The organism is Pseudomonas asiatica, assembly GCF_040214835.1.
Lineage (GTDB): Bacteria > Pseudomonadota > Gammaproteobacteria > Pseudomonadales > Pseudomonadaceae > Aquipseudomonas > Aquipseudomonas putida_Z.
Genome location: NZ_CP157874.1, coordinates 1,803,924 through 1,823,810 on the forward strand (window position 1 = coordinate 1,803,924; position 19,887 = coordinate 1,823,810).

19 protein-coding genes are annotated in these 19,887 nt (G+C 64.0%); 9 read left to right on the forward strand and 10 right to left on the reverse strand.

What is annotated here, in order from left to right; genetic code table 11:
• Nucleotides 1–34 precede the first annotated feature (34 nt).
• Together ABNP31_RS08190 and sthA are read left to right on the forward strand one after the other, a co-directional pair.
• The gene (locus ABNP31_RS08190; protein WP_238067477.1) at nucleotides 35–1,033 is read left to right on the forward strand and encodes an FAD:protein FMN transferase; all 999 of its coding nucleotides are present in this window, start codon (nucleotides 35–37) and stop codon (nucleotides 1,031–1,033) included.
• Nucleotides 1,034–1,235: 202 nt separating this feature from the next.
• A complete protein-coding gene (gene sthA, locus ABNP31_RS08195) occupies nucleotides 1,236–2,630 on the forward strand; it encodes a Si-specific NAD(P)(+) transhydrogenase (RefSeq protein WP_015269541.1) in 1,395 nt (464 codons plus the stop codon).
• Nucleotides 2,631–2,672: 42 nt separating this feature from the next.
• Here the strand turns inward: sthA and ABNP31_RS08200 are convergent, their stop codons facing one another.
• Nucleotides 2,673–3,395 carry a glycerophosphodiester phosphodiesterase gene (locus tag ABNP31_RS08200; RefSeq protein ID WP_015269542.1) on the reverse strand — a complete coding sequence of 241 codons (723 nt, stop codon included), beginning with the start codon at nucleotides 3,393–3,395 and terminating at the stop codon, nucleotides 2,673–2,675.
• 31 nt (nucleotides 3,396–3,426) lie between these two features.
• Nucleotides 3,427–4,011, reverse strand: coding sequence for a PilZ domain-containing protein (locus ABNP31_RS08205; protein WP_085617234.1), 585 nt, complete (start codon nucleotides 4,009–4,011; stop codon nucleotides 3,427–3,429).
• Nucleotides 4,012–4,104: 93 nt separating this feature from the next.
• Here ABNP31_RS08205 and ABNP31_RS08210 point away from each other — a divergent pair, with 93 nt between their 5' ends.
• From ABNP31_RS08210 to ABNP31_RS08220, 3 genes are all read left to right on the forward strand, one after another.
• The gene (locus ABNP31_RS08210; protein WP_015269543.1) at nucleotides 4,105–5,355 is read left to right on the forward strand and encodes a lipoprotein-releasing ABC transporter permease subunit; all 1,251 of its coding nucleotides are present in this window, start codon (nucleotides 4,105–4,107) and stop codon (nucleotides 5,353–5,355) included.
• A gap of 7 nt (nucleotides 5,356–5,362) precedes the next feature.
• A complete protein-coding gene (lolD, locus tag ABNP31_RS08215; RefSeq protein ID WP_169774647.1) occupies nucleotides 5,363–6,046 on the forward strand; it encodes a lipoprotein-releasing ABC transporter ATP-binding protein LolD in 684 nt (227 codons plus the stop codon).
• Between the two features lie 61 nt (nucleotides 6,047–6,107).
• Nucleotides 6,108–7,349 carry a lipoprotein-releasing ABC transporter permease subunit gene (locus ABNP31_RS08220; RefSeq protein ID WP_085589453.1) on the forward strand — a complete coding sequence of 414 codons (1,242 nt, stop codon included), beginning with the start codon at nucleotides 6,108–6,110 and terminating at the stop codon, nucleotides 7,347–7,349.
• 141 nt (nucleotides 7,350–7,490) lie between these two features.
• On the opposite strand, the gene ABNP31_RS08225 is transcribed toward ABNP31_RS08220, so the two are convergent.
• Nucleotides 7,491–8,843, reverse strand: a complete 1,353-nt coding sequence (locus tag ABNP31_RS08225; RefSeq protein WP_238067478.1) for a heavy metal sensor histidine kinase — start codon at nucleotides 8,841–8,843, stop codon at nucleotides 7,491–7,493.
• On the reverse strand, nucleotides 8,840–9,520 hold the full coding sequence (gene cinR, locus ABNP31_RS08230; protein ID WP_025338336.1) for a two-component system response regulator CinR: 681 nt from the start codon (nucleotides 9,518–9,520) through the stop codon (nucleotides 8,840–8,842). Before cinR ends, ABNP31_RS08225 begins: the two co-directional genes overlap by 4 nt.
• 264 nt (nucleotides 9,521–9,784) lie before the next feature.
• Here cinR and queF point away from each other — a divergent pair, with 264 nt between their 5' ends.
• Nucleotides 9,785–10,615, forward strand: a complete 831-nt coding sequence (gene queF, locus ABNP31_RS08235) for an NADPH-dependent 7-cyano-7-deazaguanine reductase QueF (protein WP_350013179.1) — start codon at nucleotides 9,785–9,787, stop codon at nucleotides 10,613–10,615.
• A gap of 147 nt (nucleotides 10,616–10,762) precedes the next feature.
• Here the strand turns inward: queF and ABNP31_RS08240 are convergent, their stop codons facing one another.
• Together ABNP31_RS08240 and ABNP31_RS08245 are read right to left on the reverse strand one after the other, a co-directional pair.
• Nucleotides 10,763–11,026: a DUF4404 family protein gene (locus tag ABNP31_RS08240; protein WP_015269548.1), complete on the reverse strand. Its 264-nt coding sequence runs from the start codon at nucleotides 11,024–11,026 to the stop codon at nucleotides 10,763–10,765.
• A gap of 122 nt (nucleotides 11,027–11,148) precedes the next feature.
• A complete protein-coding gene (locus ABNP31_RS08245; protein WP_085589458.1) occupies nucleotides 11,149–11,712 on the reverse strand; it encodes a phosphonoacetaldehyde phosphonohydrolase-related protein in 564 nt (187 codons plus the stop codon).
• Nucleotides 11,713–11,912: 200 nt separating this feature from the next.
• On the opposite strand from ABNP31_RS08245, the gene ABNP31_RS08250 reads away from it, so the two are divergent.
• Nucleotides 11,913–12,620, forward strand: coding sequence for an MlaA family lipoprotein (locus ABNP31_RS08250; protein ID WP_015269550.1), 708 nt, complete (start codon nucleotides 11,913–11,915; stop codon nucleotides 12,618–12,620).
• Between the two features lie 166 nt (nucleotides 12,621–12,786).
• Here ABNP31_RS08250 and ABNP31_RS08255 read toward each other — a convergent pair whose 3' ends face one another.
• The gene (locus tag ABNP31_RS08255; RefSeq protein WP_025338339.1) at nucleotides 12,787–13,086 is read right to left on the reverse strand and encodes a PilZ domain-containing protein; all 300 of its coding nucleotides are present in this window, start codon (nucleotides 13,084–13,086) and stop codon (nucleotides 12,787–12,789) included.
• 282 nt (nucleotides 13,087–13,368) lie between these two features.
• On the opposite strand from ABNP31_RS08255, the gene rssB reads away from it, so the two are divergent.
• Nucleotides 13,369–14,553 carry a two-component system response regulator RssB gene (gene rssB, locus ABNP31_RS08260; protein WP_015269551.1) on the forward strand — a complete coding sequence of 395 codons (1,185 nt, stop codon included), beginning with the start codon at nucleotides 13,369–13,371 and terminating at the stop codon, nucleotides 14,551–14,553.
• Entirely contained in the window at nucleotides 14,550–15,032 is a 483-nt protein-coding gene (rssC, locus tag ABNP31_RS08265; RefSeq protein WP_013971741.1) for an anti-sigma factor antagonist RssC, read from the forward strand. The genes rssB and rssC overlap by 4 nt, the downstream gene beginning before the upstream one ends.
• 140 nt (nucleotides 15,033–15,172) lie before the next feature.
• On the opposite strand, the gene ABNP31_RS08270 is transcribed toward rssC, so the two are convergent.
• The 3 genes from ABNP31_RS08270 to dusA form a co-directional block, all read right to left on the reverse strand.
• Nucleotides 15,173–17,023, reverse strand: coding sequence for an alkaline phosphatase D family protein (locus ABNP31_RS08270; RefSeq protein ID WP_085665489.1), 1,851 nt, complete (start codon nucleotides 17,021–17,023; stop codon nucleotides 15,173–15,175).
• A gap of 206 nt (nucleotides 17,024–17,229) precedes the next feature.
• Entirely contained in the window at nucleotides 17,230–18,156 is a 927-nt protein-coding gene (gene tal / locus ABNP31_RS08275) for a transaldolase (protein WP_025338341.1), read from the reverse strand.
• A gap of 345 nt (nucleotides 18,157–18,501) precedes the next feature.
• Entirely contained in the window at nucleotides 18,502–19,512 is a 1,011-nt protein-coding gene (gene dusA, locus ABNP31_RS08280; protein WP_350013180.1) for a tRNA dihydrouridine(20/20a) synthase DusA, read from the reverse strand.
• Nucleotides 19,513–19,887 lie beyond the last annotated feature (375 nt).

Here is a 19,887-nt window from a genome sequence, read left to right on the forward strand (position 1 = left end):
AAGAGGCCGGCACAGGCAACCGAGAGCCCGAACCTTGCGCACAGCCTTGCTGTTCATCCTCATGCTGCTCACCGCCTGCAACCAGGGCCCCACCCTGGAGCGCCTGGGCGGCCCGACCATGGGCAGCAGCTACAGCATCCAGTACGTGCGCGAACCCGGCGGCCCGGCGCCGGTCCAGGTGCAGGCGGCAGTCGAAACCATCCTGCACGACATCGACCAGCATTACTCGACCTACCGCGGCGACTCCACCGTCAGCCGTTTCAACCAGTTGCCCGCCAACCAGTGCCTGGTCCTGCCACCCGACATGCTCGAACTGGTCAGCCTTGGTCAGCACCTGGCCGAGCAGAGCGGCGGCGCCTTCGACCTTACCGTCGAACCCTTGCTCGACCTGTGGGGCTTCGGCCCCCAGGCCCGTCACGAGCAGGTGCCCGACCCGCTGGCCCTGGCCCAGGTGCGCCAGCGCGTGGGCTACCGGCACTTGCACATCGACGGCCAGGCCCTGTGCAAGGACGCCCCGGTACAACTCGACTTCAACAGCATCGCCGCCGGCCATGCCGTCGACCTGATCGCCGCGCGCCTGCAGGCCATGGGCGTGGCCAGCTTTGTCGCCGAAGCCACCGGCGAGCTCAAGGCCGCCGGCCGCAAGCCCGATGGCAGCCCATGGCGCATCGCCCTGGAGCTGCCCCGCGAAGATCGCCAGATAGCCCGCCAGATCATCCCGGTCAATGGCCTTTCAGTATCAACCTCGGGTGACTATCGGCACTATTTCGAGGAGAATGGCCGGCGCTATTCGCACACCTTCGATGCCCGCCTCGGGCGCCCGGTGCAGCACGACCTGGCCGCGGTCACCGTGCTCGATGGCTCGGCGCTGCAGGCCGACGGCTATTCGACGCTGCTGTTGATCCTGGGCCCGGAACGTGGCTGGGATTTTGCCGTGGCGCATGACCTGGCCGCGGTATTGGTGACTCGGGCCGAGGGTGGCTTCGTCTCCCGAGCTACGCCCGCATTCGAACGGGCAGTGAAAGGCGAATGAAAGCGCAAGCAGGGATGATCGCCGCCAGGGAATGGTTCACACATGTAGTGCGGGCAAAATTGGCCTACGACGCGACCAAGGGTTAATGTGCGCGGCGTTCACGCTTGATTAGACTGCACCCGAATTTTCTCATGACGCCCCGGCGGCATGATCGCGCCCCGCGAGCGACCGTGGCTTGCGGGCCAGTTCTGAAGGAGTACGCATGGCTGTCTACAACTACGACGTAGTGGTGCTGGGTTCCGGCCCGGCCGGAGAAGGTGCGGCAATGAACGCCGCCAAAGCAGGGCGCAAGGTGGCGATGGTCGATAGCCGTCGCCAGGTCGGGGGCAACTGCACCCACCTGGGCACCATCCCGTCCAAGGCACTGCGTCACTCGGTGCGGCAGATCATGCAGTTCAACACCAACCCGATGTTCCGTGCCATCGGTGAGCCGCGCTGGTTCTCGTTCCCGGACGTGCTGAAAAGCGCCGAGAAGGTCATCGCCAAGCAGGTAGCGTCGCGCACCGGCTACTACGCGCGTAACCGCGTGGACGTGTTCTTCGGCACCGGCAGCTTCGCCGACGAGCAGACCGTCGAAGTGGTCTGCCCGAACGGCGTGGTGGAAAAGCTCAACGCCAAGCACATCATCATCGCCACCGGCTCGCGCCCGTACCGCCCGGCCGATATCGACTTCCACCACCCGCGCGTCTACGACAGCGACACCATCCTCAGCCTCAGTCACACCCCACGCAAGCTGATCGTGTACGGTGCCGGCGTGATCGGTTGCGAATACGCCTCGATCTTCAGCGGCCTGGGTGTATTGGTAGAGCTGGTGGACAACCGTGGCCAGTTGCTGAGCTTCCTCGACTCGGAAATTTCCCAGGCGCTGAGCTACCACTTCAGCAACAACAACATCACCGTGCGCCACAACGAAGAGTATGAGCGCGTCGAAGGCTTGGACAACGGTGTGATACTGCACCTGAAGTCGGGCAAGAAGATCAAGGCCGACGCCTTGCTGTGGTGCAACGGCCGTACCGGCAACACCGACAAGCTGGGCCTGGAAAACATCGGTATCAAGGTCAACAGCCGCGGCCAGATCGAGGTCGACGAGGCCTACCGCACCAGCGTGCCGAACATCTATGGTGCCGGCGACGTGATTGGCTGGCCGAGCCTGGCCAGTGCCGCTCATGACCAGGGCCGCTCTGCCGCTGGCAGCATCGTGGATAATGGCAGCTGGCGCTTCGTCAACGATGTGCCGACCGGCATCTACACCATTCCGGAGATCAGCTCGATCGGCCGCAACGAACAGGAACTGACCCAGGCCAAGGTGCCGTACGAAGTGGGCAAGGCCTTCTTCAAGGGCATGGCGCGCGCGCAGATCGCCGGTGAGCCGCAGGGCATGCTGAAGATCCTGTTCCACCGCGAAACCCTGGAAATCCTTGGCGTGCACTGCTTCGGCTACCAGGCTTCGGAGATCGTCCACATCGGCCAGGCGATCATGAACCAGCCGGGTGAGCAGAACAACCTGAAGTACTTCGTCAACACCACGTTCAACTACCCGACCATGGCCGAAGCCTATCGGGTAGCTGCCTACGACGGCCTGAACCGGCTTTTTTGAGCGGCTCCGACCGGTGGCCTGAGCCGGTCGGAGAGACCGATTTCAACCCTGCCCGAGGGTGGTCTTGGCCAAACCGGGAAAGTCTGTAATCAGGCTGTCCACGCCAAAATCAGCGAGCCGGCGCATCAGTGCCGGTTCGTTGACCGTCCACACCGACACGTGCAAACCCTGGCCCTGGGCTTTGAGCAGGCGCTCGGGGGTGCACAGTGTCCAGTTCAATGCAAGCAGCTCGCAGCCGTAGTTCTGCGCCACCTTCAGCGGGTCGAGCCAGGCGTATTCGGCCACCAGCCCGCGCTTGACGTCCGGCACCAGCTCCAGGGCGGCACCCAGCACTTCGCGTGAGCTGGAGGTGATGGTCACCTTGTCCAGCAGGCCGTACTGCTGGGCCAGTTCGCGGATTGCCAGCACGGTGGTGGCGGCACGGGTGCGCGAGGCGCTTTTCACCTCCAGCTGCCAGTGCTCGAACGGGCATTTCTCGAACAGTTCTTCCAGTTTCGGGATCGGGCAGGGCTGGACGTGGCCCGGGCCGCCTTTGCGGGCATCGATCTTGACCAGCTCGGCGGCCGGGTGCTCGACCACCTTGCCGCGTTTGCCGGTGGTGCGCTTGAGGGTGGGGTCATGGATCACCATCAGCTCGTTGTCGGCCGACAGGTGCAGGTCCAGCTCGCAGCGGGTCACGCCATGGGCGAGGCATTGCTGGAAGCTCTTCAGGGTATTCTCGGGCGCTTCGCCCTTGGCGCCGCGGTGGCCGTAGATCAGGGTCACGTTCGTTCCTTCAAATCAGAGAAAAATGGGCTCAGGAGGCGGGGTCGTTCTGTTCCAGCTGCTGGCGCCGTTGCTGCTGCTGGCGCTGCAGGATGTAGCGAGCCAGCAGTTGCCGTTGGGCATCGGTCATGTCGGTGAATTCGGTGCCGACCTCGAAGCCGCCCTCCGGGCGCGGGTCGCAATGGGTGACCTTGCCGCGCAGCAGCAGGCCATGGGCGCGCGGCATCAGCACCATCTTCACCTTCACTCGGGTGCCGGGGGCCACCGCTGTGGCTTGCGCGAATTCGATGCCGCCCTCGGAGATGACCACCGGCTGGGGCTGGCCAACTTCGCCGATCAGGGTCTGGGCAACCACCGCGCTAAGCAGGTCGAGGCGTTTGTTCTGCGCGCGCAGGAAGGCGGCGAGGGTGCGGTCCTTTTCGCTCAGCTGGCGCAGCAGGTGTTGCGACTCGAAGTCGGACAGGTGCAGTTCGCTGAGCAGGTTGAATAGTGGCGAATCATCTTGCAACACATCTGGGTCAAGGGCTTCGGCCGCGCTGAGGGGGCTTATTTGAAGTGCGATCCGATCTTCGATGCGGTAGTATTCGCGGCGATCTTCTTCGTCTAATGTCGTCATGGCGAACCCAAGGTAGCGGCGGTGGTCCGAGTGTAAAGCCGCCGTAGGCGCCTCGCCACAAGGACGTTCCCTTTCATCCGAACAAGCCCCGACATGTTCAGACCTCTTTTCGCATTCATCGGCACGCGTTATACCCGTGCCAAACGTCGCAATCACTTCGTCTCGTTCATTTCCCTGACCTCGATGATCGGCCTCGCCCTGGGCGTGGTGGTGATGATCGTGGTGCTCTCGGTGATGAACGGTTTCGACCACGAGATGCGCACCCGCGTGTTGGGCATGATCCCGCATGCCACGCTGGAGAGCGGCCAGCCCATTGCCGACTGGCCGGCCCTTGCCCAACAAGTAAAGCAGAATCCGCAGGTGGTGGCGGTTGCGCCCTTCACCCAGATGCAGGGCCTGCTGACCCATGAAGGCAAGGTGCAGAAGGTGCTGCTCAACGGCATCGACCCGGCCCGCGAGCGCGAAGTGTCGATCATCGACAAGTTCGTCCTTCAAGGCCGCCTCGACCAGCTGGCGCCGGGCGAGTGGGGCATCATGATCGGCGACAAGGCCGCGGCCAAGCTGGGCGTGGGCATCGGCGACAAGCTCACCTTCGTCGCCCCCGAGGTCAGCGTGACCCCGGCCGGCATGTTCCCGCGCATGAAGCGCTTCACCGTGGTCGGCACCTTCCACGTGGGCGCGGGCGAGATCGACGGCTACCTGGGCCTGACCAACATCAGCGACCTGTCCCGCCTGCACCGCTGGAAGCCCGACCAGGTCCAGGGCCTGCGCCTGAAGTTCGACGACCTGTTCCAGGCGCCACGGGTGGCCTGGGACATCGCCCAGCGCCTGGGTGACCAGGAGTTCTACAGCCGTGACTGGACCCGTACCCACGGCAACCTGTACCAGGCAATCCGCATGGAAAAGGCCATGATCGGCCTGCTGTTGCTGCTGATCGTGGCGGTGGCGGCGTTCAACATCATTTCCACCCTGGTGATGGTGGTCAACGACAAGCGTGGCGACATCGCCATCCTGCGTACCTTGGGCGCCACGCCTGGGCAGATCATGCTCATCTTCATGGTCCAGGGCACGGTGATCGGGGTGATCGGTACCCTGATCGGCGCCGTGGTCGGGATCGTCGCCGCGCTGAACGTCAGTGCGGTGATCGCCGGCATCGAGAAACTGATCGGGCACAAGTTCCTCAACGCCGACGTGTACTTCATCGATTACCTGCCGTCGCAGATCCAGGCCCAGGACGTATACATGGTCTGTGGTGCGGCGCTGGTCCTGAGTTTCTTCGCCACCCTGTACCCGGCCTGGCGTGCGGCCCGCACCCAGCCTGCAGAGGCGCTACGTTATGAGTGAGTCGCGCATGAGTGATAAAGCCGTTCTGAGTTGCCGCAACCTGGGCAAGTCCTACGACGAGGGCCCGGAGTCGGTGCAGGTGCTGTCCGGGCTCAACCTCGAGCTGCACGCCGGTGAGCGGGTAGCCATCGTGGGTAGCTCCGGCTCGGGCAAGAGTACCTTGCTCAACCTGCTGGGCGGCCTCGACCGGCCGACCCAGGGCAGCGTCTGGCTGGCCGGCGAGGAGCTGTCGGCACTGGGCGAGCGTGCCCGTGGCCTGTTGCGCAACCGCGAGCTGGGCTTTGTCTACCAGTTCCACCACTTGCTGCCGGAATTCACGGCCATCGAAAACGTGTGCATGCCGTTGCTGATCGGCCGCACGCCGATCCCCGAGGCCCGTGAGCGTGCCGAGGCGCTGCTCAAGCGCGTGGGCCTGGCCCACCGCTTCAACCACAAGCCGGCCGAACTGTCCGGTGGTGAACGCCAGCGGGTGGCGATCGCCCGGGCACTGGTCAACCGCCCCGGCCTGGTAATGCTCGACGAGCCGACCGGCAACCTCGACCACCACACCGCCCAGGGCATCCAGGAGTTGATGCAGGAACTGTCCAGTGCGTCGCGCACGGCGTTCCTGGTGGTCACCCACGACCTCAACCTGGCGCGCCAGATGGACCGTGTATTGAAGCTCGACGACGGCCACCTGGTGGCGATCTGATCGACTGCACGGGGTGGCCGGTGCCGCCCCGTTTTCCTGTTTTCATTGGGTGTTTTCGTACATGTTCAGACCCTTGCCCATCTTCATCGGCGCGCGCTACACCCGAGCCAAGCGCCGCAACCACTTCATCTCGTTCATCTCGATGACCTCGATGATCGGCCTGTCGCTGGGCGTGCTGGCGATGATCGTGGTGCTGTCGGTGATGAACGGTTTCCAGCGCGAAATGAGTTCGCGCATCCTCGGCCTGGTGCCGCATGCCGCCATCCTCGGCGTGCAGCCGCTGGACGACTGGCACAAGGTGGCCGACGCGGCCATGCGCGACCCGGCGGTGATGGCGGCGGCGCCGATTACCGAAATGGAAGGCATGCTGTCGTACAAGGGCGCGATGCAGCCGATCCAGGTCGGCGGTATCGACCCGGCCGAAGAGGGCAAGGTCTCGATCGTCGGCCAGCATATCGTCCAGGGCCGCCTGCAGGACCTGCAGCCGGGAGAGTTCGGCGTGGTCATCGGTGAGCTGACTGCGCGGCGCTTCCGCTTGAATACCGGCGACAAACTGACCCTGATCGTGCCGGAAATCAGCAAGGAGCCGGGCGGCATCACCCCGCGCATGCAGCGCCTGACCGTGGTCGGCATCTTCAAGGTCGGCGCCGAGCTGGATGGCTCGCAGGCTTACATCCACGTCGACGATGCCGGCGCCATGCAGCGCTGGGCGCCGGGCCAGGTGCAGGGCGTGCGCCTGAAACTGCACGACCTGTATGCCGCGCCGCAGGTGTCCAAGGCCATCGCTGCCGGACTGGGCGATGCCTACCGGGCCGACGACTGGTCGCATACCCAGGGCAGCCTGTTCAGTGCCATGAAGATGGAAAAGACCATGATCGGCCTGCTGTTGCTGATGATCATCGCGGTGGCAGCGTTCAACATCATCGCCACCCTGGTGATGGTGGTGAACGACAAGGGCCCGGACATCGCCATCCTGCGCACCCTGGGCGCCACACCGGCGCAGATCATGGGCACGTTCATGGTCCAGGGCAGCCTGATCGGCATTGTCGGGACGCTGATCGGTGGCGTGCTGGGGGTGATTGCGGCGTTCAACGTCAGCCAGATCGTCGGTTGGCTGGAGCGGGTGAGCGGGCAGCACATCTTTACTTCGGATGTGTACTTCGTCAGCAGCTTGCCGTCGCAGCTGCAGTGGGGCGATGTGGCGATCATCTGCACTGCCGGGTTGGTGATGAGCTTCCTGGCGACCATTTACCCGGCTTATCGGGCATCGCAGGTGCAGCCGGCGATTGGTCTGGCGGTTTGATGTTTACCTGAGAGTCTGGGGGCGCTTTGCGCCCCTTTCGCGACACAAGGCCGCTCCCACAAGCATCGCGAATTGGCCAAGCTGACGCGATCCCTGTGGGAGCGGCCTTGTGTCGCGATGGGCTGCGAAGCAGCCCCAGTTTCACCGATCCTGAGTGAACTCGATCAAAAAACGCGTCCACCCATCCTCGCATTGCGCCCGAATGCTCCCGCCATGGGCCTGCACGATCGACCGGGTAATCGCCAACCCCAACCCGGCATGCTCGCTACTGCCTTCCCGCCGCGCCGGGTCCACCCGGTAGAAGCGGTCGAACAACCGTGGTAACACTGCCGGCTCGATAGCCGCCCCGTTATTGGCCACGCCAATCCTCGGCCCTGGCCCCAATGTCACCTTTATCTGCCCACCCGCCGGGGTGAAGCGCAAGGCATTGTCCAGCAAGTTGGACAGTGCCCGGCGCAGCATATGCCGGTCGCCCTGCAGCAGCGCCTCACCCTCGCGCAGCATCTGCACGCCGCTGTCCTCTGCCAGCGGCGCGTAGTACTCCAGCAGCGCATCCACCTCCTCATGCAGCACCAGCGGTGCTTGCCCCGGCACCAGCAGGCCATGGTCGGCCTTGGCCAGGAACAGCATGTCGTTGATCATCTGCGCCATCCATTGCAGCTCCTCGAGGTTGCCGTGCAGGGCTTCGCGGTACTCTTCGAGGCTGCGCGGGCGGGTGAGGGTGACCTGGGTGTGGGTCAGCAGGTTGGACAGCGGCGTGCGCAGCTCGTGGGCGATGTCGGCGGAGAATGCCGACAGGCGCTGGAAGGCATCGTCCAGGCGCTGCAGCATGGCGTTCATGGCCGTCGCCAGCTCGGCCAGCTCTTCGGGCATCTGTGCCACCGGCAGGCGTGTGGTGAGCGAGCGCGCCGATACACTGGCAGCCACCTGGCCCATCTGCCGCAACGGTCGCAGCCCGCGGCGTGCAGCCCAGGCACCGAGCAGTGCCGTGGCCAGTGCCGACAGGCCCACCGTCAGCCAGATCAGCCGTTGCATGCCCTGCAGGAAGTGCTGGTGATGGGTGATGTCGAGGTACAGGGTCAGTTGTGGCGACTGCGGGGCGCCTTGCGCCAGGTGCACGGCCAGGCTGCGGTAGTCGGTGCCTTGCGCATGCAGGGTTGCCAGGCCGTCGGGCAGTGGCGTCCGCGGCAGGCCTGTGCGGCTTTCGAACCAGGTGGCGCCGTCGCTGCCGTTGATGCGCAAGGCCAGGTCGGCCTGGTGGCCCAGTTCATCGCGCAAGGCGGGCAGGCGCGCCTGCAGCTCGGCCGGGGTGGTGATACCGGCCAGCTGGGTGCGGAACAGCGACAGGCGCGAGTCCAGCAGTTGCTGGTCCAGTTCGACGAAGTGCTGCTCGCTGGCCCGGCTGAATATCAGGCCGGCACCGAGCGAGACAGCGGCGGTGCAGGCGGCGAACAGCAGGGCCAGGCGGCTGCCGAGGGAGACCCGACGCATCACTCAGTACGCTCTTCGAGTACATAGCCCATGCCGCGTACGGTATGGATCAGCTTGTTGGGGTGTGGGTCGTCGATCTTCAGGCGCAGGCGGCGGATCGCCACTTCGATCACATTGGTGTCGCTGTCGAAATTCATGTCCCATACCTGCGAGGCGATCAGCGATTTGGGCAGCACCTCGCCCTGGCGGCGCAGCAGCAGTTCAAGCAGGGCGAACTCCTTGGCGGTCAGGTCGATGCGCTGGCCGGCGCGCTCGGCGCGGCGGCGGATCAGGTCCAGGCGCAGATCGGCCAGGCCCAGGGTGGTGTCCTGGCTGGGGCTGGTGCCCCGGCGCAGAAGGCTGCGCACCCGCGCCAGCAGTTCGGAGAAGGCGAACGGCTTGACCAGGTAATCATCGGCGCCCAATTCCAGGCCGTGCACCCGGTCTTCCACGGCATCGCGGGCGGTGAGAAACAGCACCGGGGTGTCCAGGCCGGCCTGGCGCACGGCCTGGAGGATCTGCCAGCCGTCACGGCCAGGCAGCATCACGTCGAGAATCAGCAGGTCGTGGTCGCCGGTCAGGGCGAGGAACTGGCCGGTCTCGCCGTCGGTGGCCAGTTCCGTGGCGAAGCCGGCCTCGTTCAGGCCCTGGCTCAGGTACTGGCCGGTACGGGCCTGGTCTTCGACGATCAGCAGTTTCATTGGGTGAATTGACTCCAGCAAACGGCACAAAACCCTGTGGGAGCGGGTTTACCCGCGAAGAATTCAACACGGTGCATGGCACCGGCTTTGCCGGTGTTCGCGGGTGAACCCGCTCCCACAGGGGTTGGGTGATGCTGAGATGATACGTGACGATGCACCCGCTCGCCCCAAACTGACGAAGATGTAATCCCGCTGACTTGCGCTCCAAGGCGGGGGGCAAAACCGGTAGACTAGGGGCAATTTCGAACCTTCAGGTCAGTTTCCATGCATCCCGCTGCCGAACATTCCCCGCTGGGCAAGTCCAGCGAATACATTGCCACCTATTCTCCGGAGCTGCTGTTCCCGATCCCGCGTACCGCCAAGTGGGCCGAACTGGGCGTTACCGCCCAGACCTTGCCGTGGCAGGGTGTGGATTACTGGAACTGCTTCGAGCTGAGCTGGCTGCTGCCGTCGGGCAAGCCGGTGGTGGCAATCGGCGAGTTCGCCATCCCCGCCGATTCGCCGAACATCATCGAGTCCAAGTCGTTCAAGCTGTACCTGAACTCATTGAACCAGACGGTGTTCGCCTCGCTTGGCGAACTGCAGGCGTGCCTGGAGAAAGACCTGTCCGCCGCCGCCGGCAAGCCGGTCGGCGTGAAAGTGCGTACCCTGGCCGAGGTCGAGGCCCAAGGCGTGGTGGCCTTGCCGGGGCATTGCATCGATGCGCTGGACGTTGCCATCAGCAACTACGAACAGCCACAGCCAGAGCTGCTGCACTGCAACCCGGAGCGGCAGGTGGAAGAAACCCTGCACAGCCACCTGCTGAAGTCCAACTGCCCGGTCACCGGCCAGCCGGACTGGGGCAGCGTGGTGGTCGAGTACAAGGGCAGGGCGCTGGACCATGCCAGCCTGCTGACCTACCTGATCAGCTTCCGCCAGCATGCCGACTTCCACGAGCAGTGTGTGGAGCGGATCTACCTGGACTTGAAGAACCTGCTGCAGCCGGAGCATTTGACCGTGTATGCGCGCTATGTGCGCCGGGGTGGGCTGGATATCAACCCTTACCGCAGCATGGGGGCGATCAGCCCGGACAACAAGCGCCTGGTTCGGCAGTAAGGTTCGCAAGTACGCAGGGGGGGCGCTTCGCGCCCCTATCGCGACACAAGGCCGCTCCTACAGATACAGCGCAAGATTTGAGGCATGCGCTGTACGTGTAGGAGCGGCCTTGTGTCGCGATAGGGCCGCAAAGCGGCCCCAGTATTTCTAGATCCCCATGCTGTGCAGCGAGTTGGCAATGCTGCGCAGGGTGGCGGTGAGGTCGGGGTGGTCGGCCTCGAAGCGTTCGATCGCCAGGTTCACGCCGTCCACCAGGTTATGGTCTGGCGTGGCTTCCTCAAGCTTCAGTTGCGCCTCGATCTGGCGCGCTTCTTCGTGCAGCGCGGCCAGTTCCTCGTCAGAAAGCGGCACGTTGCGATCCAGTTGCTCGCGCAAGCTGTTCAGGCGCTCTTGCAATTCGCGGGCAGGCATTGGCAGTTCTCCATCAATGGCTTGGCAAGCCATGGACCTCAGCGAAGCGGCAAAGGTTCTGGCCTGTCTTCAGCGTAATCCACCTGCCGTTGCTTTGCATGATCCGCGTCAATGGTGCTGTATCAGGGTTTTTCGCCCTTGCGCCGGCGTTGGGCGATGTCCTGCAGGCAGGTGTCCAGCGCTTCCAGGTGGTCGATCACCGAGTGCACGCCCAGGCTGAACAATTCAAGCGTCGCCTTGCCACGGGCCAGGTCCTGTTCCTGCGCAGTCATGGCTTGCCATTGCCGCGAGCTGCGGTCGCAGAACGGGCTGCAGGCTGCCAGCCCTACCGTCCACAACCCCGCGTTCAGGCCAGATTGCAGCAGGCGTGGGTCGCCGCTGACCAGCACGCAGCCGTCCAGGCGTTGGCTGTCGAGCGTCATCAGGGCCTGCCAGCAGGCATTCGGCGCCGGCCAGCGCGCGCCGTTCACCGAATGCCCCGGCAGCCAGGCGGGCAGTACGTGCGCCAGGCGCTTGCTCTGGGTGGCGTCGAGGTCGTCCAGCCAGATGCACGGCACCTGGCGCTGGCGCAGGCTGGCGAGGGTGGCCAGGGCGCCGGGGGCGGGCGAGGGGGCGCCATTGGCGGCTTGAACCAGGCAGCCGCGCAAGCCGAACAGCACAGCGGTGAAGGCGGGTGCAGCGTCCATGGCAACTTCCCTCAAATAGTCCGCAGGCTATTCGGCGATTGTTACCGCCCTGTGACAACGGGCACCGCGCAACAGTTGTTCACAAAATATTGAGCAGAGATGTGTAAAGCTGTTTATCAGCCCGCAAGCCTCTATACTGCCGCCGTACAGCAGCGCACCCGTTTGCGCTTGCGGCCGAGAAATTCGATGGAGAAACACCTATGCGTAGGATCGGTGCCAGTGTGATCGAACGAGTCACCCAGGCCTGTGTCTGCGCCAGCATGCTGCTGGCGCCCGTGGCAGCCACCCAGGCCGCCACCGAGGAAGATCCCTGGGAAGCGGTCAACCGCCCGATCTTCCGTTTCAACGATACCCTCGACACCTATGCCCTCAAGCCATTGGCCAAGGGCTACCAGGCGGTCACCCCGCAGTTCCTCGAAGATGGCATCCACAACATCTTCCGCAACCTGGGTGATGTGACCAACCTGGCCAACGACCTGCTGCAGTTCAAGCCCCATGCTGCGGGCGTGGACACGGCGCGGCTGATCGTCAACACCACCTTCGGCCTGGGCGGCTTCTTCGACGTGGGTACCAAGATGGGTCTGCAGCGCAACGACGAGGACTTCGGCCAGACCCTCGGCTACTGGGGCGTGCCGAGCGGCCCGTACGTGGTCATCCCGCTGCTGGGCCCGAGCACCGTGCGTGACGGCGTGGCCAAGTACCCGGATACCTACACCAAGCCCTACCGCTACATCGACCATGTGCCGACGCGCAATTCGATCTTCGCCCTGGACATCATCGACACCCGCGCCGACCTGCTGTCGGCCGAGAAGCTGATCCAGGGTGACAAGTACATCTTCATTCGCAACGCCTACCTGCAGAACCGCGAGTTCAAGGTCAAGGATGGCGAGGTCGAAGACGACTTCTGATCCTGCGCGTGCTTGGTCCTGCACAGTCCCCGTGTAGGAGCGGCCTTGTGTCGCGATAGGGCCGCAAAGCGGCCCCGGCAATTCATGTGGCGAAGCTGAAGCCGGGGGCTGCTGCGCAGCCCATCGCGACACAAGGCCGCTCCTACAGGGGTGCCCAGCAGACCCATCAATGCATCGCCAGAATCCGCAACCCGAACTTCTGCTGCCCGCCCGGCTGGTCGGCAATCCACACCACTTCGGTGCTGGCGTGCAGCCCCTTCAGCGCCGGGTGGTCGGACTCGATCCGTACCTCGATATGGTCTCCCACGTGGAAGCGCTGCGGTGCCTGCACCTGCATGCCGCCGCTGGACAGGTCCAGGCACACTGCCGCGATCACCTGGCCTTCGTGCAGCAGGCTGACCTCGGTGTCGATGCGCATGCGGATGAAATCGCGTTTCTCGCCATGGCTGGAGGGCGTGTGGGGCATGCTGCATCCTTCCCGTCGGGTTGCGCTGGTCGACTTTCTTATAACTCCCGGTGATTTGCCCTGTAAAGTGCGCCGAGGTCGACCCTTGCATGCTTGAAACGCCTGCCGGATGGGAGTACCGTCTGCGCCTTACAAGGTAGCTCTCACAGTTGCCGGACAGTTGCCGGGCAGGTGATCTTGTCCTACAACTCAAAGTAGAGTGTGACCACAAAGAATTCCCGTAGCTGGCCGTCTGCCTTGCCGACACCGCTGCACCAACCTAAATCGGCGCCGTTCGCCCACATGCAGAAAACCAGTGCAACGCTGCTGATCATCGATGACGACGACGTGGTCCGTGCAAGCCTCGCCGCCTATCTTGAAGACAGTGGCTTCAGCGTCCTCCAGGCCGGCAATGGCCAGCAGGGGCTTCAGGTCTTCGAAGAACACCAGCCCGACCTCGTGATCTGCGATCTGCGCATGCCGCAGATGGGCGGCCTCGAACTGATCCGCCAGGTCAGCGAGCGCGCCCCGCAGTTACCGGTGATCGTGGTGTCCGGTGCCGGCGTCATGAGTGATGCGGTGGAAGCGTTGCGCCTGGGCGCTGCCGACTACCTGATCAAGCCGCTGGAAGACCTGGCCGTGCTCGAGCATTCGGTGCGCCGCGCCCTCGACCGCTCGCGCCTGGTGCTGGAAAACCAGCGCTACCGCGACAAGCTCGAAGCCGCCAACCGCGAACTGGAGGCCAGCCTGCACCTGCTGCAGGAGGACCAGACCGCCGGTCGCCAGGTGCAGATGAACATGCTGCCGGAAAGCCCTTGGGTGGCCGGCGAGTTCGCCTTCGAGCACCAGATCATCCCGTCGCTGTACCTGTCGGGTGATTTTGCCGATTACTTCCGGGTGGACGAACGGCGCATCGCTTTCTATCTCGCCGACGTCTCCGGGCATGGCGCGTCGTCAGCGTTCGTCACCGTGCTGCTGAAGTTCATGACCACGCGGCTGTTGTTCGAATTCAAGCGCGGCAGCAAGATGCGCGAGTTCAAACCCTCGCAGGTGCTCAGCCACATCAACCGCGGGCTGATCAACTGCAAGCTGGGCAAGCACGTGACCATGGTTGGCGGGGTGATCGATGAAGACACCGGCCTGCTGACCTACGCCGTTGGCGGCCATCTGCCGCTGCCGGTGCTGCACACCCCCGAGCACACCCGCTACCTGGAAGGCCGCGGCCTGCCGGTGGGGCTGTTCGACGAGGCCACCTACCAGGACCTGGTAGTGGAGCTGCCGCCGCAGTTCAGCCTCAGCCTGATGTCCGATGGCATTCTGGACCTTTTGCCGGGTGACACGCTCAAAGATAAAGAAACCGCCCTGCCGGAAATCGTCAGGGCAGCAGGTGGCAGCCTGGATGGGCTGCGTCAACGATTTGGATTGGCTACGCTTGGGGAGATGCCGGATGATATCGCCCTATTGGTGTTGAGCAGGAACCTTCAATGAGTACCGGTAGAATCCAGTTCGCCGAGCAGAGCGGTACCTTCGTCCTGAAATTCGTCGGTGAAGTGCGCCTGACCCTGTGTTCGGCGCTGGATGCGACGATCGAGAAGATTTTCACCGCGTTGAACTTCTCGGCGATTGTCATCGACCTGACCGAAACCGAGAGCATCGACAGCACCACCCTGGGCCTGCTGGCCAAGCTGTCGATCCTGTCGCGCCAGAAGGTTGGCCTGTTGCCGACCGTGGTCACCACCAACCCGGACATTTCCCGGTTGTTGCAGTCGATGGGCTTCGATCAGGTGTTCAACATCGTCGATCGGCCGATCCCGTGCCCGGAATGCCTGACCGACCTGCCGTCCCAGGACCAGAACGAAGACGTGGTGCGCTCCAAGGTGCTGGAGGCGCACAAGATCCTCATGGGCCTGAACGACTCCAACCGCGAAGCCTTCCATGACCTGGTCAATGCGCTGGAGCGGACCTGATCTTCAGCCTGTACCGGCCTCTTCGCGGGCGCGCCCGCTCCCACAGGTACTGCGCTGCATTCGGAACCTGTGGTGGTCCTGTGGGAGCGGGCGTGCCCGCGAAGAGGCCGGCAAGGCCAACACAAGCATTACCTGCCTGATCACCCCCGCCGCGCAAACTCGGTAGCCTCACCCCCACCCGCATCCAGCTGATACACCCGCGCCGGCCGCCCCTGTTCATCGAAGAACACCTGTCCCAACCCCGCGCCATTCCACAACCGCTCGCCAGCCTTGCTATGGCTGGGTGTACGCGGCACCACCTCCATTTCCCGCCGCTTGGTAAACCAGTTGAGCGGCGAGCGTGGCGCATACAGCCAGCGGTTGAGCCGGTCGAGCACATCCAGCAGGCGCCGCGGGAATTCGTTCTTGATCCCGCTGCTGGTCACCTGCCACAAGTGCGGGCTGCGCTGGCGGTGGCGGATCAGCACTTCATAGACGAACGAGTAATGCACATCGCCGGACAGCACCACGTAGTGCCCCGGCGTGCGCGAGTGGCGGAAGATGTTGAGGATGACCTGCGCTGCACCGCGATGGGCCATCCAGTTCTCGGCATCCACCAGCAGCGGGTAGCCCAGCCAGCTGAATAGCTTCTGCACTGTCTCGATCAGCTTCACGCCAAAAATCGGCGCAGGCGACACGATGATCGCCGACGGGTGGTCCAGCAGTGCTTGCTGCAACTCGCTCAGCGCCTCCCAGTCGAGCAGGCCGGACGGCTTGGCCAGGCTGCTTTCGCTGCGCCAGCGGCGGGTGCGGGTGTCCAGCACCAGCAAGGGTGGGTTGGTGGGCAGGCTGAACTGCCAGCCCTGGAAGCGCAGCAGTGCGCCGATCAGCTCATCCTGGGTCTGGCTGTTCAACGCCTGGCATTGCCCGACCAGGGGCTTGCAACCCTGCGGGTCGTTACCCCAGGCCTGGCACAGCAGGTAGCCGAGCAAGGCATTGCCGATGATCCGCCGCGAAAAGGGGTGGCCGTAGGCGGTTTCTTCCCACAGCGCCGAGAGGTTCCAGTCGTCGGTGATGTCGTGGTCGTCGAAGATCATCAGGCACGGCAGGTGGGCCATCACTCGCGCTACCTGGCCGAGGTTGTCGGCAAACGCCTGGATCAGCGGCAGCTCCTGCCGGTAACGGGCCTGGCGCGGGGCGGTGAGCCCGTTGGGCATGTCCAGGTTCACCAGCTGCCAGGGCACCGGTGACCACACCAGCAGGTACATGGCCATGACCTCGGCGAAGGTCACCAGATGGTTGTCGGCGTTGCTGGACGAGAAGATCGGCTTGCGCTTGCCGCCGAAAAAGCGCTCGCGCAGGGTTTCGTTGCGTTCCTGCGCCGGCAGCAGGTCGGCGCGGTGGTAATAGCAGGCCGGGTGCTGGTACAGCGCCTGGCTGTCGGGCACCACCGCGCCCTCCAGTTGCTCGTCGAACAGGCCCAGGCGCGCAATCAGGCTGTGGATGGCGCGCAGCATCGGGCCGGCGACGTCGTCGGCATAGACCTGGTCGCCGGTCATCAACAGCACGGCGGGGCGGTCCGCGGGGCTTTCGCAGGCCTGCAGCAGGCGGTCGGCGCAGAGCAGGCCATCGGCGGCCGGAAAATGCGGCTTGCGGCAGGAACCGTGCAGCAGGTGGTCGAGCCGATCGCGCAGCACCAGGCTTGGGCGCCGGGCGCCGGGGTAGAGCAGGTGCGGCGCCCAACCGGCGATGCCCTGGCCGTTGATGAGCAGGTCATAATCGAGCAGCTGGTTGCAGGGCAGCGGCTGGGCGAAGTGGATGTCCAGCAGGTGGATGAAGGCGTGCTGGCCCACCGCGACCACCTGGCAATCGACCTGGGCCTCGCCTGCCGGGAAGATGAGTTCGGGTTGCAGCGGTTGCGTGGCGACCAGCCAGATGGCCAGGCGCTGGGGTTCCAGGCGGCGCAGTACCGGGCCGGCGAGTACGAGGGGCAATGGGGTAGAGGAGGTCATCGACAGCTCAGGTGGCTTCTCGGGCCTCTTCGCGGGTAAACCCGCTCCCACAGGTACAGCGCCAACTTCTGGCCTGTGGGGATCCTTGTGGGAGCGGGTTTACCCGCGAAGACGCCCTGGAATTCAATACAAATCTAAGGCCAGGTAAAACAAAACGGGCGGAAAATGCTGAACACTTCCCGCCCGTCAGGCAATCCCGAAATGTATCAGGCCTTTTCAGCCATCAACTTCTCCAGCTTCTCCTGGTCCCGCGCGAACTGGCGAATGCCCTCGGCCAGCTTCTCGGTGCCCATGGCATCTTCGTTCATGGCCCAGCGGAACTGGCTTTCGTTCAGTTGTTGCTTGGGCTCGCCGGCATTGCCCGGCTTCAGCACCTGTGGCAGGTCGCCCTGGTCATCGCTGAGCTGCTGCAGCAGCTCTGGGCTGATGGTCAGGCGGTCGCAGCCGGCCAGCTGCTCGATCTGGCCGATATTGCGGAAGCTGGCACCCATGACCACCGTGTTGTAGCCGTTGGCCTTGTAGTAGTTGTAGATGCGAGTGACCGACTGCACGCCCGGGTCTTCGGCGCCCACGTATTCCTTGCCGGTGCTCTTCTTGTACCAGTCGTAGATACGGCCCACGAACGGCGAAATCAGGAACACCCCGGCATCGGCGCAGGCCTGGGCCTGGGCGAAGGAGAACAGCAGGGTGAGGTTGGTCTGGATGCCTTCCTTCTCCAGCTTTTCGGCGGCGCGGATGCCTTCCCAGGTGGAGGCCAGCTTGATCAGCACGCGGTCGCGGCCAATGCCAGCGGCTTCGTACAGCTCGATCAGCTTGCGCGCCTTGGCCAGCAGCGCGGGTTCATCGAACGACAGGCGGGCATCGACCTCGGTGGAGATACGCCCCGGGATGACCTTGAGGATGCCCGAGCCCACGGCCACTGCGAACTTGTCGCAGGCCAGGTCGACATTACCCTTTGCATCGGCCTTTACCTGCTTGAGCAGATCGGCGTAACCCGGGATGGCCGCAGCCTTGAGCAGCAGCGACGGGTTGGTGGTGGCATCGACCGGTTTCAGGCGGGTGATGGCGTCCAGGTCCCCGGTGTCGGCGACCACGGTGGTGAACTGCTTGAGTTGTTCCAGCTTGGAGGTCATGGGCGTGCTCTGTCCTGTGCAATGACTCGACATTACCCGAGCCCCGACGGCCACTCAAGGGCTCGCGAAGCGCGGTGCGAAAGGTGAGGATTCGAGTCGCAAGCGGCCCCGAGGTTCCGCATCTGCTTGCAAGGGCCGCTGGAGATACAACTGGCTTACACAAAATGTGGTGGTTTGCGCCATCCCTGTGGGAGCGGGTTTACCCGCGAACACCGGCGAAGCCGGTGCCATGTACCGCGTTGTTTTCTTCGCGGGTAAACCCGCTCCCACAGGATCTGCATATATCTGAACCCCTGCAGCATCCTGCAGGGGATGGCTTGCTGGCGATGAGGCCCACCTGCTGAATCACCGCCCCTGCAACAACTCCACCGCCTGGTCGAACACCGCCAGCGGCTCCGCCGCCTTGTGGATATCCGCCGACAGCAGCTGACGGAAGCGCCGCGCCCCCTTGAACCCTTGGGCTAGCCCCAGGATATGCCGGGTAACGTGGTGCATCGCGCCACCATTTTCCATGTGCGCGACGATATAAGGCCGCAACTGCGCCAGTGCCTCGCTGCGGCTGACCACTGCCGCCTCGCTGCCGAACAGCTGCTGGTCCACCTCGGCCAACAGGTAAGGGTTGTGGTACGCCTCGCGCCCCAGCATCACCCCATCGAAGGTTTCAAGGTGTGCCTGGCACTCGTCCAGGGTCTTGATCCCGCCGTTGAGCACGATCTCCAGGTCCGGGAAGTCCGCCTTCAACTGCGCCGCCACGTCATAGCGCAGCGGCGGAATCTCACGGTTCTCCTTCGGCGATAAACCTTCCAGGATCGCGATGCGCGCATGTACGGTAAAGCTCCGGCAACCTGCCTCGCGCACCTTGCCGACGAAGTCGCACAGCTCGGCGTAGCTGTCGCGGCCATTGATGCCGATGCGGTGCTTGACCGTCACCGGGGTCGACACCGCGTCACGCATGGCTTTCACGCAATCGGCCACCAGCGCCGGGTGGGCCATCAGGCAGGCGCCGATCATGTTGTTCTGCACCCGGTCACTCGGGCAACCGACGTTGAGGTTGACCTCATCGTAGCCAGCCTCCTCGGCCAGCCGGGCACAGGCAGCCAGGTCGGCCGGCACGCTGCCGCCCAGTTGCAGGGCCAGCGGGTGCTCGGAGACGTCGTGGCGCAGGAAACGGTGGGCGTCGTTGTGCAGCAGGGCACCGGTGGTGACCATTTCGGTGTACAGCAGGGTGTTTTTGGAAAGCAGGCGCAGGAAGAAGCGACAGTGGCGGTCTGTCCAGTCCATCATGGGTGCAACGCTGAAGCGACGGGAAGGCTCAGGGCGCGTGGTTGCTGGGTTAGAGCCTGGGTTTGTGGTCATATCGTTCAACGTGTCTTGTACCAAATTCAGCAATTTCGAGGGTGTTTGTAGCAAACCGAGGGCGCGACGTAGCAAAAGTCGGCGGCAGGAGATCGGTGATTGCCAGGGCAGGCGGCTAGTTTACCAAGAGTGCAGGGCATGCGTCTGGACTCGATCTATACGCAGACCTGCAGCCTTCTGCCGGATCAACTTGACCCGCGTGACTGCGCGACGTTATAGCGGTTGATACGTTCATTGGTCATATCCATTGATCACCAGGTCTAGGGCCAGCTGCTTGAGGTAGACATCCATTGCCTCGTAGAACGATTACTTTCCGCACCTACCAACCCTCTCACGTTTATCGGGATCCTCTTGCTCCGACATTGACCGCAGCGT

What these genes read in the sequence shown, in the direction of transcription:
- sthA (WP_015269541.1), top strand. Translation starts at nt 1,236, where the DNA reads ATGGCTGTCTACAACTACGACGTAGTGGTGCTGGGTTCCGGCCCGGCC.
- ABNP31_RS08205 (WP_085617234.1), bottom strand. Translation starts at nt 4,011, where the DNA reads ATGACGACATTAGACGAAGAAGATCGCCGCGAATACTACCGCATCGAA.
- ABNP31_RS08210 (WP_015269543.1), top strand. Translation starts at nt 4,105, where the DNA reads ATGTTCAGACCTCTTTTCGCATTCATCGGCACGCGTTATACCCGTGCC.
- lolD (WP_169774647.1), top strand. Translation starts at nt 5,363, where the DNA reads ATGAGTGATAAAGCCGTTCTGAGTTGCCGCAACCTGGGCAAGTCCTAC.
- ABNP31_RS08220 (WP_085589453.1), top strand. Translation starts at nt 6,108, where the DNA reads ATGTTCAGACCCTTGCCCATCTTCATCGGCGCGCGCTACACCCGAGCC.
- cinR (WP_025338336.1), bottom strand. Translation starts at nt 9,520, where the DNA reads ATGAAACTGCTGATCGTCGAAGACCAGGCCCGTACCGGCCAGTACCTG.
- queF (WP_350013179.1), top strand. Translation starts at nt 9,785, where the DNA reads ATGCATCCCGCTGCCGAACATTCCCCGCTGGGCAAGTCCAGCGAATAC.
- ABNP31_RS08240 (WP_015269548.1), bottom strand. Translation starts at nt 11,026, where the DNA reads ATGCCTGCCCGCGAATTGCAAGAGCGCCTGAACAGCTTGCGCGAGCAA.
- ABNP31_RS08245 (WP_085589458.1), bottom strand. Translation starts at nt 11,712, where the DNA reads ATGGACGCTGCACCCGCCTTCACCGCTGTGCTGTTCGGCTTGCGCGGC.
- ABNP31_RS08250 (WP_015269550.1), top strand. Translation starts at nt 11,913, where the DNA reads ATGCGTAGGATCGGTGCCAGTGTGATCGAACGAGTCACCCAGGCCTGT.
- ABNP31_RS08255 (WP_025338339.1), bottom strand. Translation starts at nt 13,086, where the DNA reads ATGCCCCACACGCCCTCCAGCCATGGCGAGAAACGCGATTTCATCCGC.
- rssB (WP_015269551.1), top strand. Translation starts at nt 13,369, where the DNA reads ATGCAGAAAACCAGTGCAACGCTGCTGATCATCGATGACGACGACGTG.
- rssC (WP_013971741.1), top strand. Translation starts at nt 14,550, where the DNA reads ATGAGTACCGGTAGAATCCAGTTCGCCGAGCAGAGCGGTACCTTCGTC.
- ABNP31_RS08270 (WP_085665489.1), bottom strand. Translation starts at nt 17,023, where the DNA reads ATGACCTCCTCTACCCCATTGCCCCTCGTACTCGCCGGCCCGGTACTG.
- tal (WP_025338341.1), bottom strand. Translation starts at nt 18,156, where the DNA reads ATGACCTCCAAGCTGGAACAACTCAAGCAGTTCACCACCGTGGTCGCC.
- dusA (WP_350013180.1), bottom strand. Translation starts at nt 19,512, where the DNA reads ATGACCACAAACCCAGGCTCTAACCCAGCAACCACGCGCCCTGAGCCT.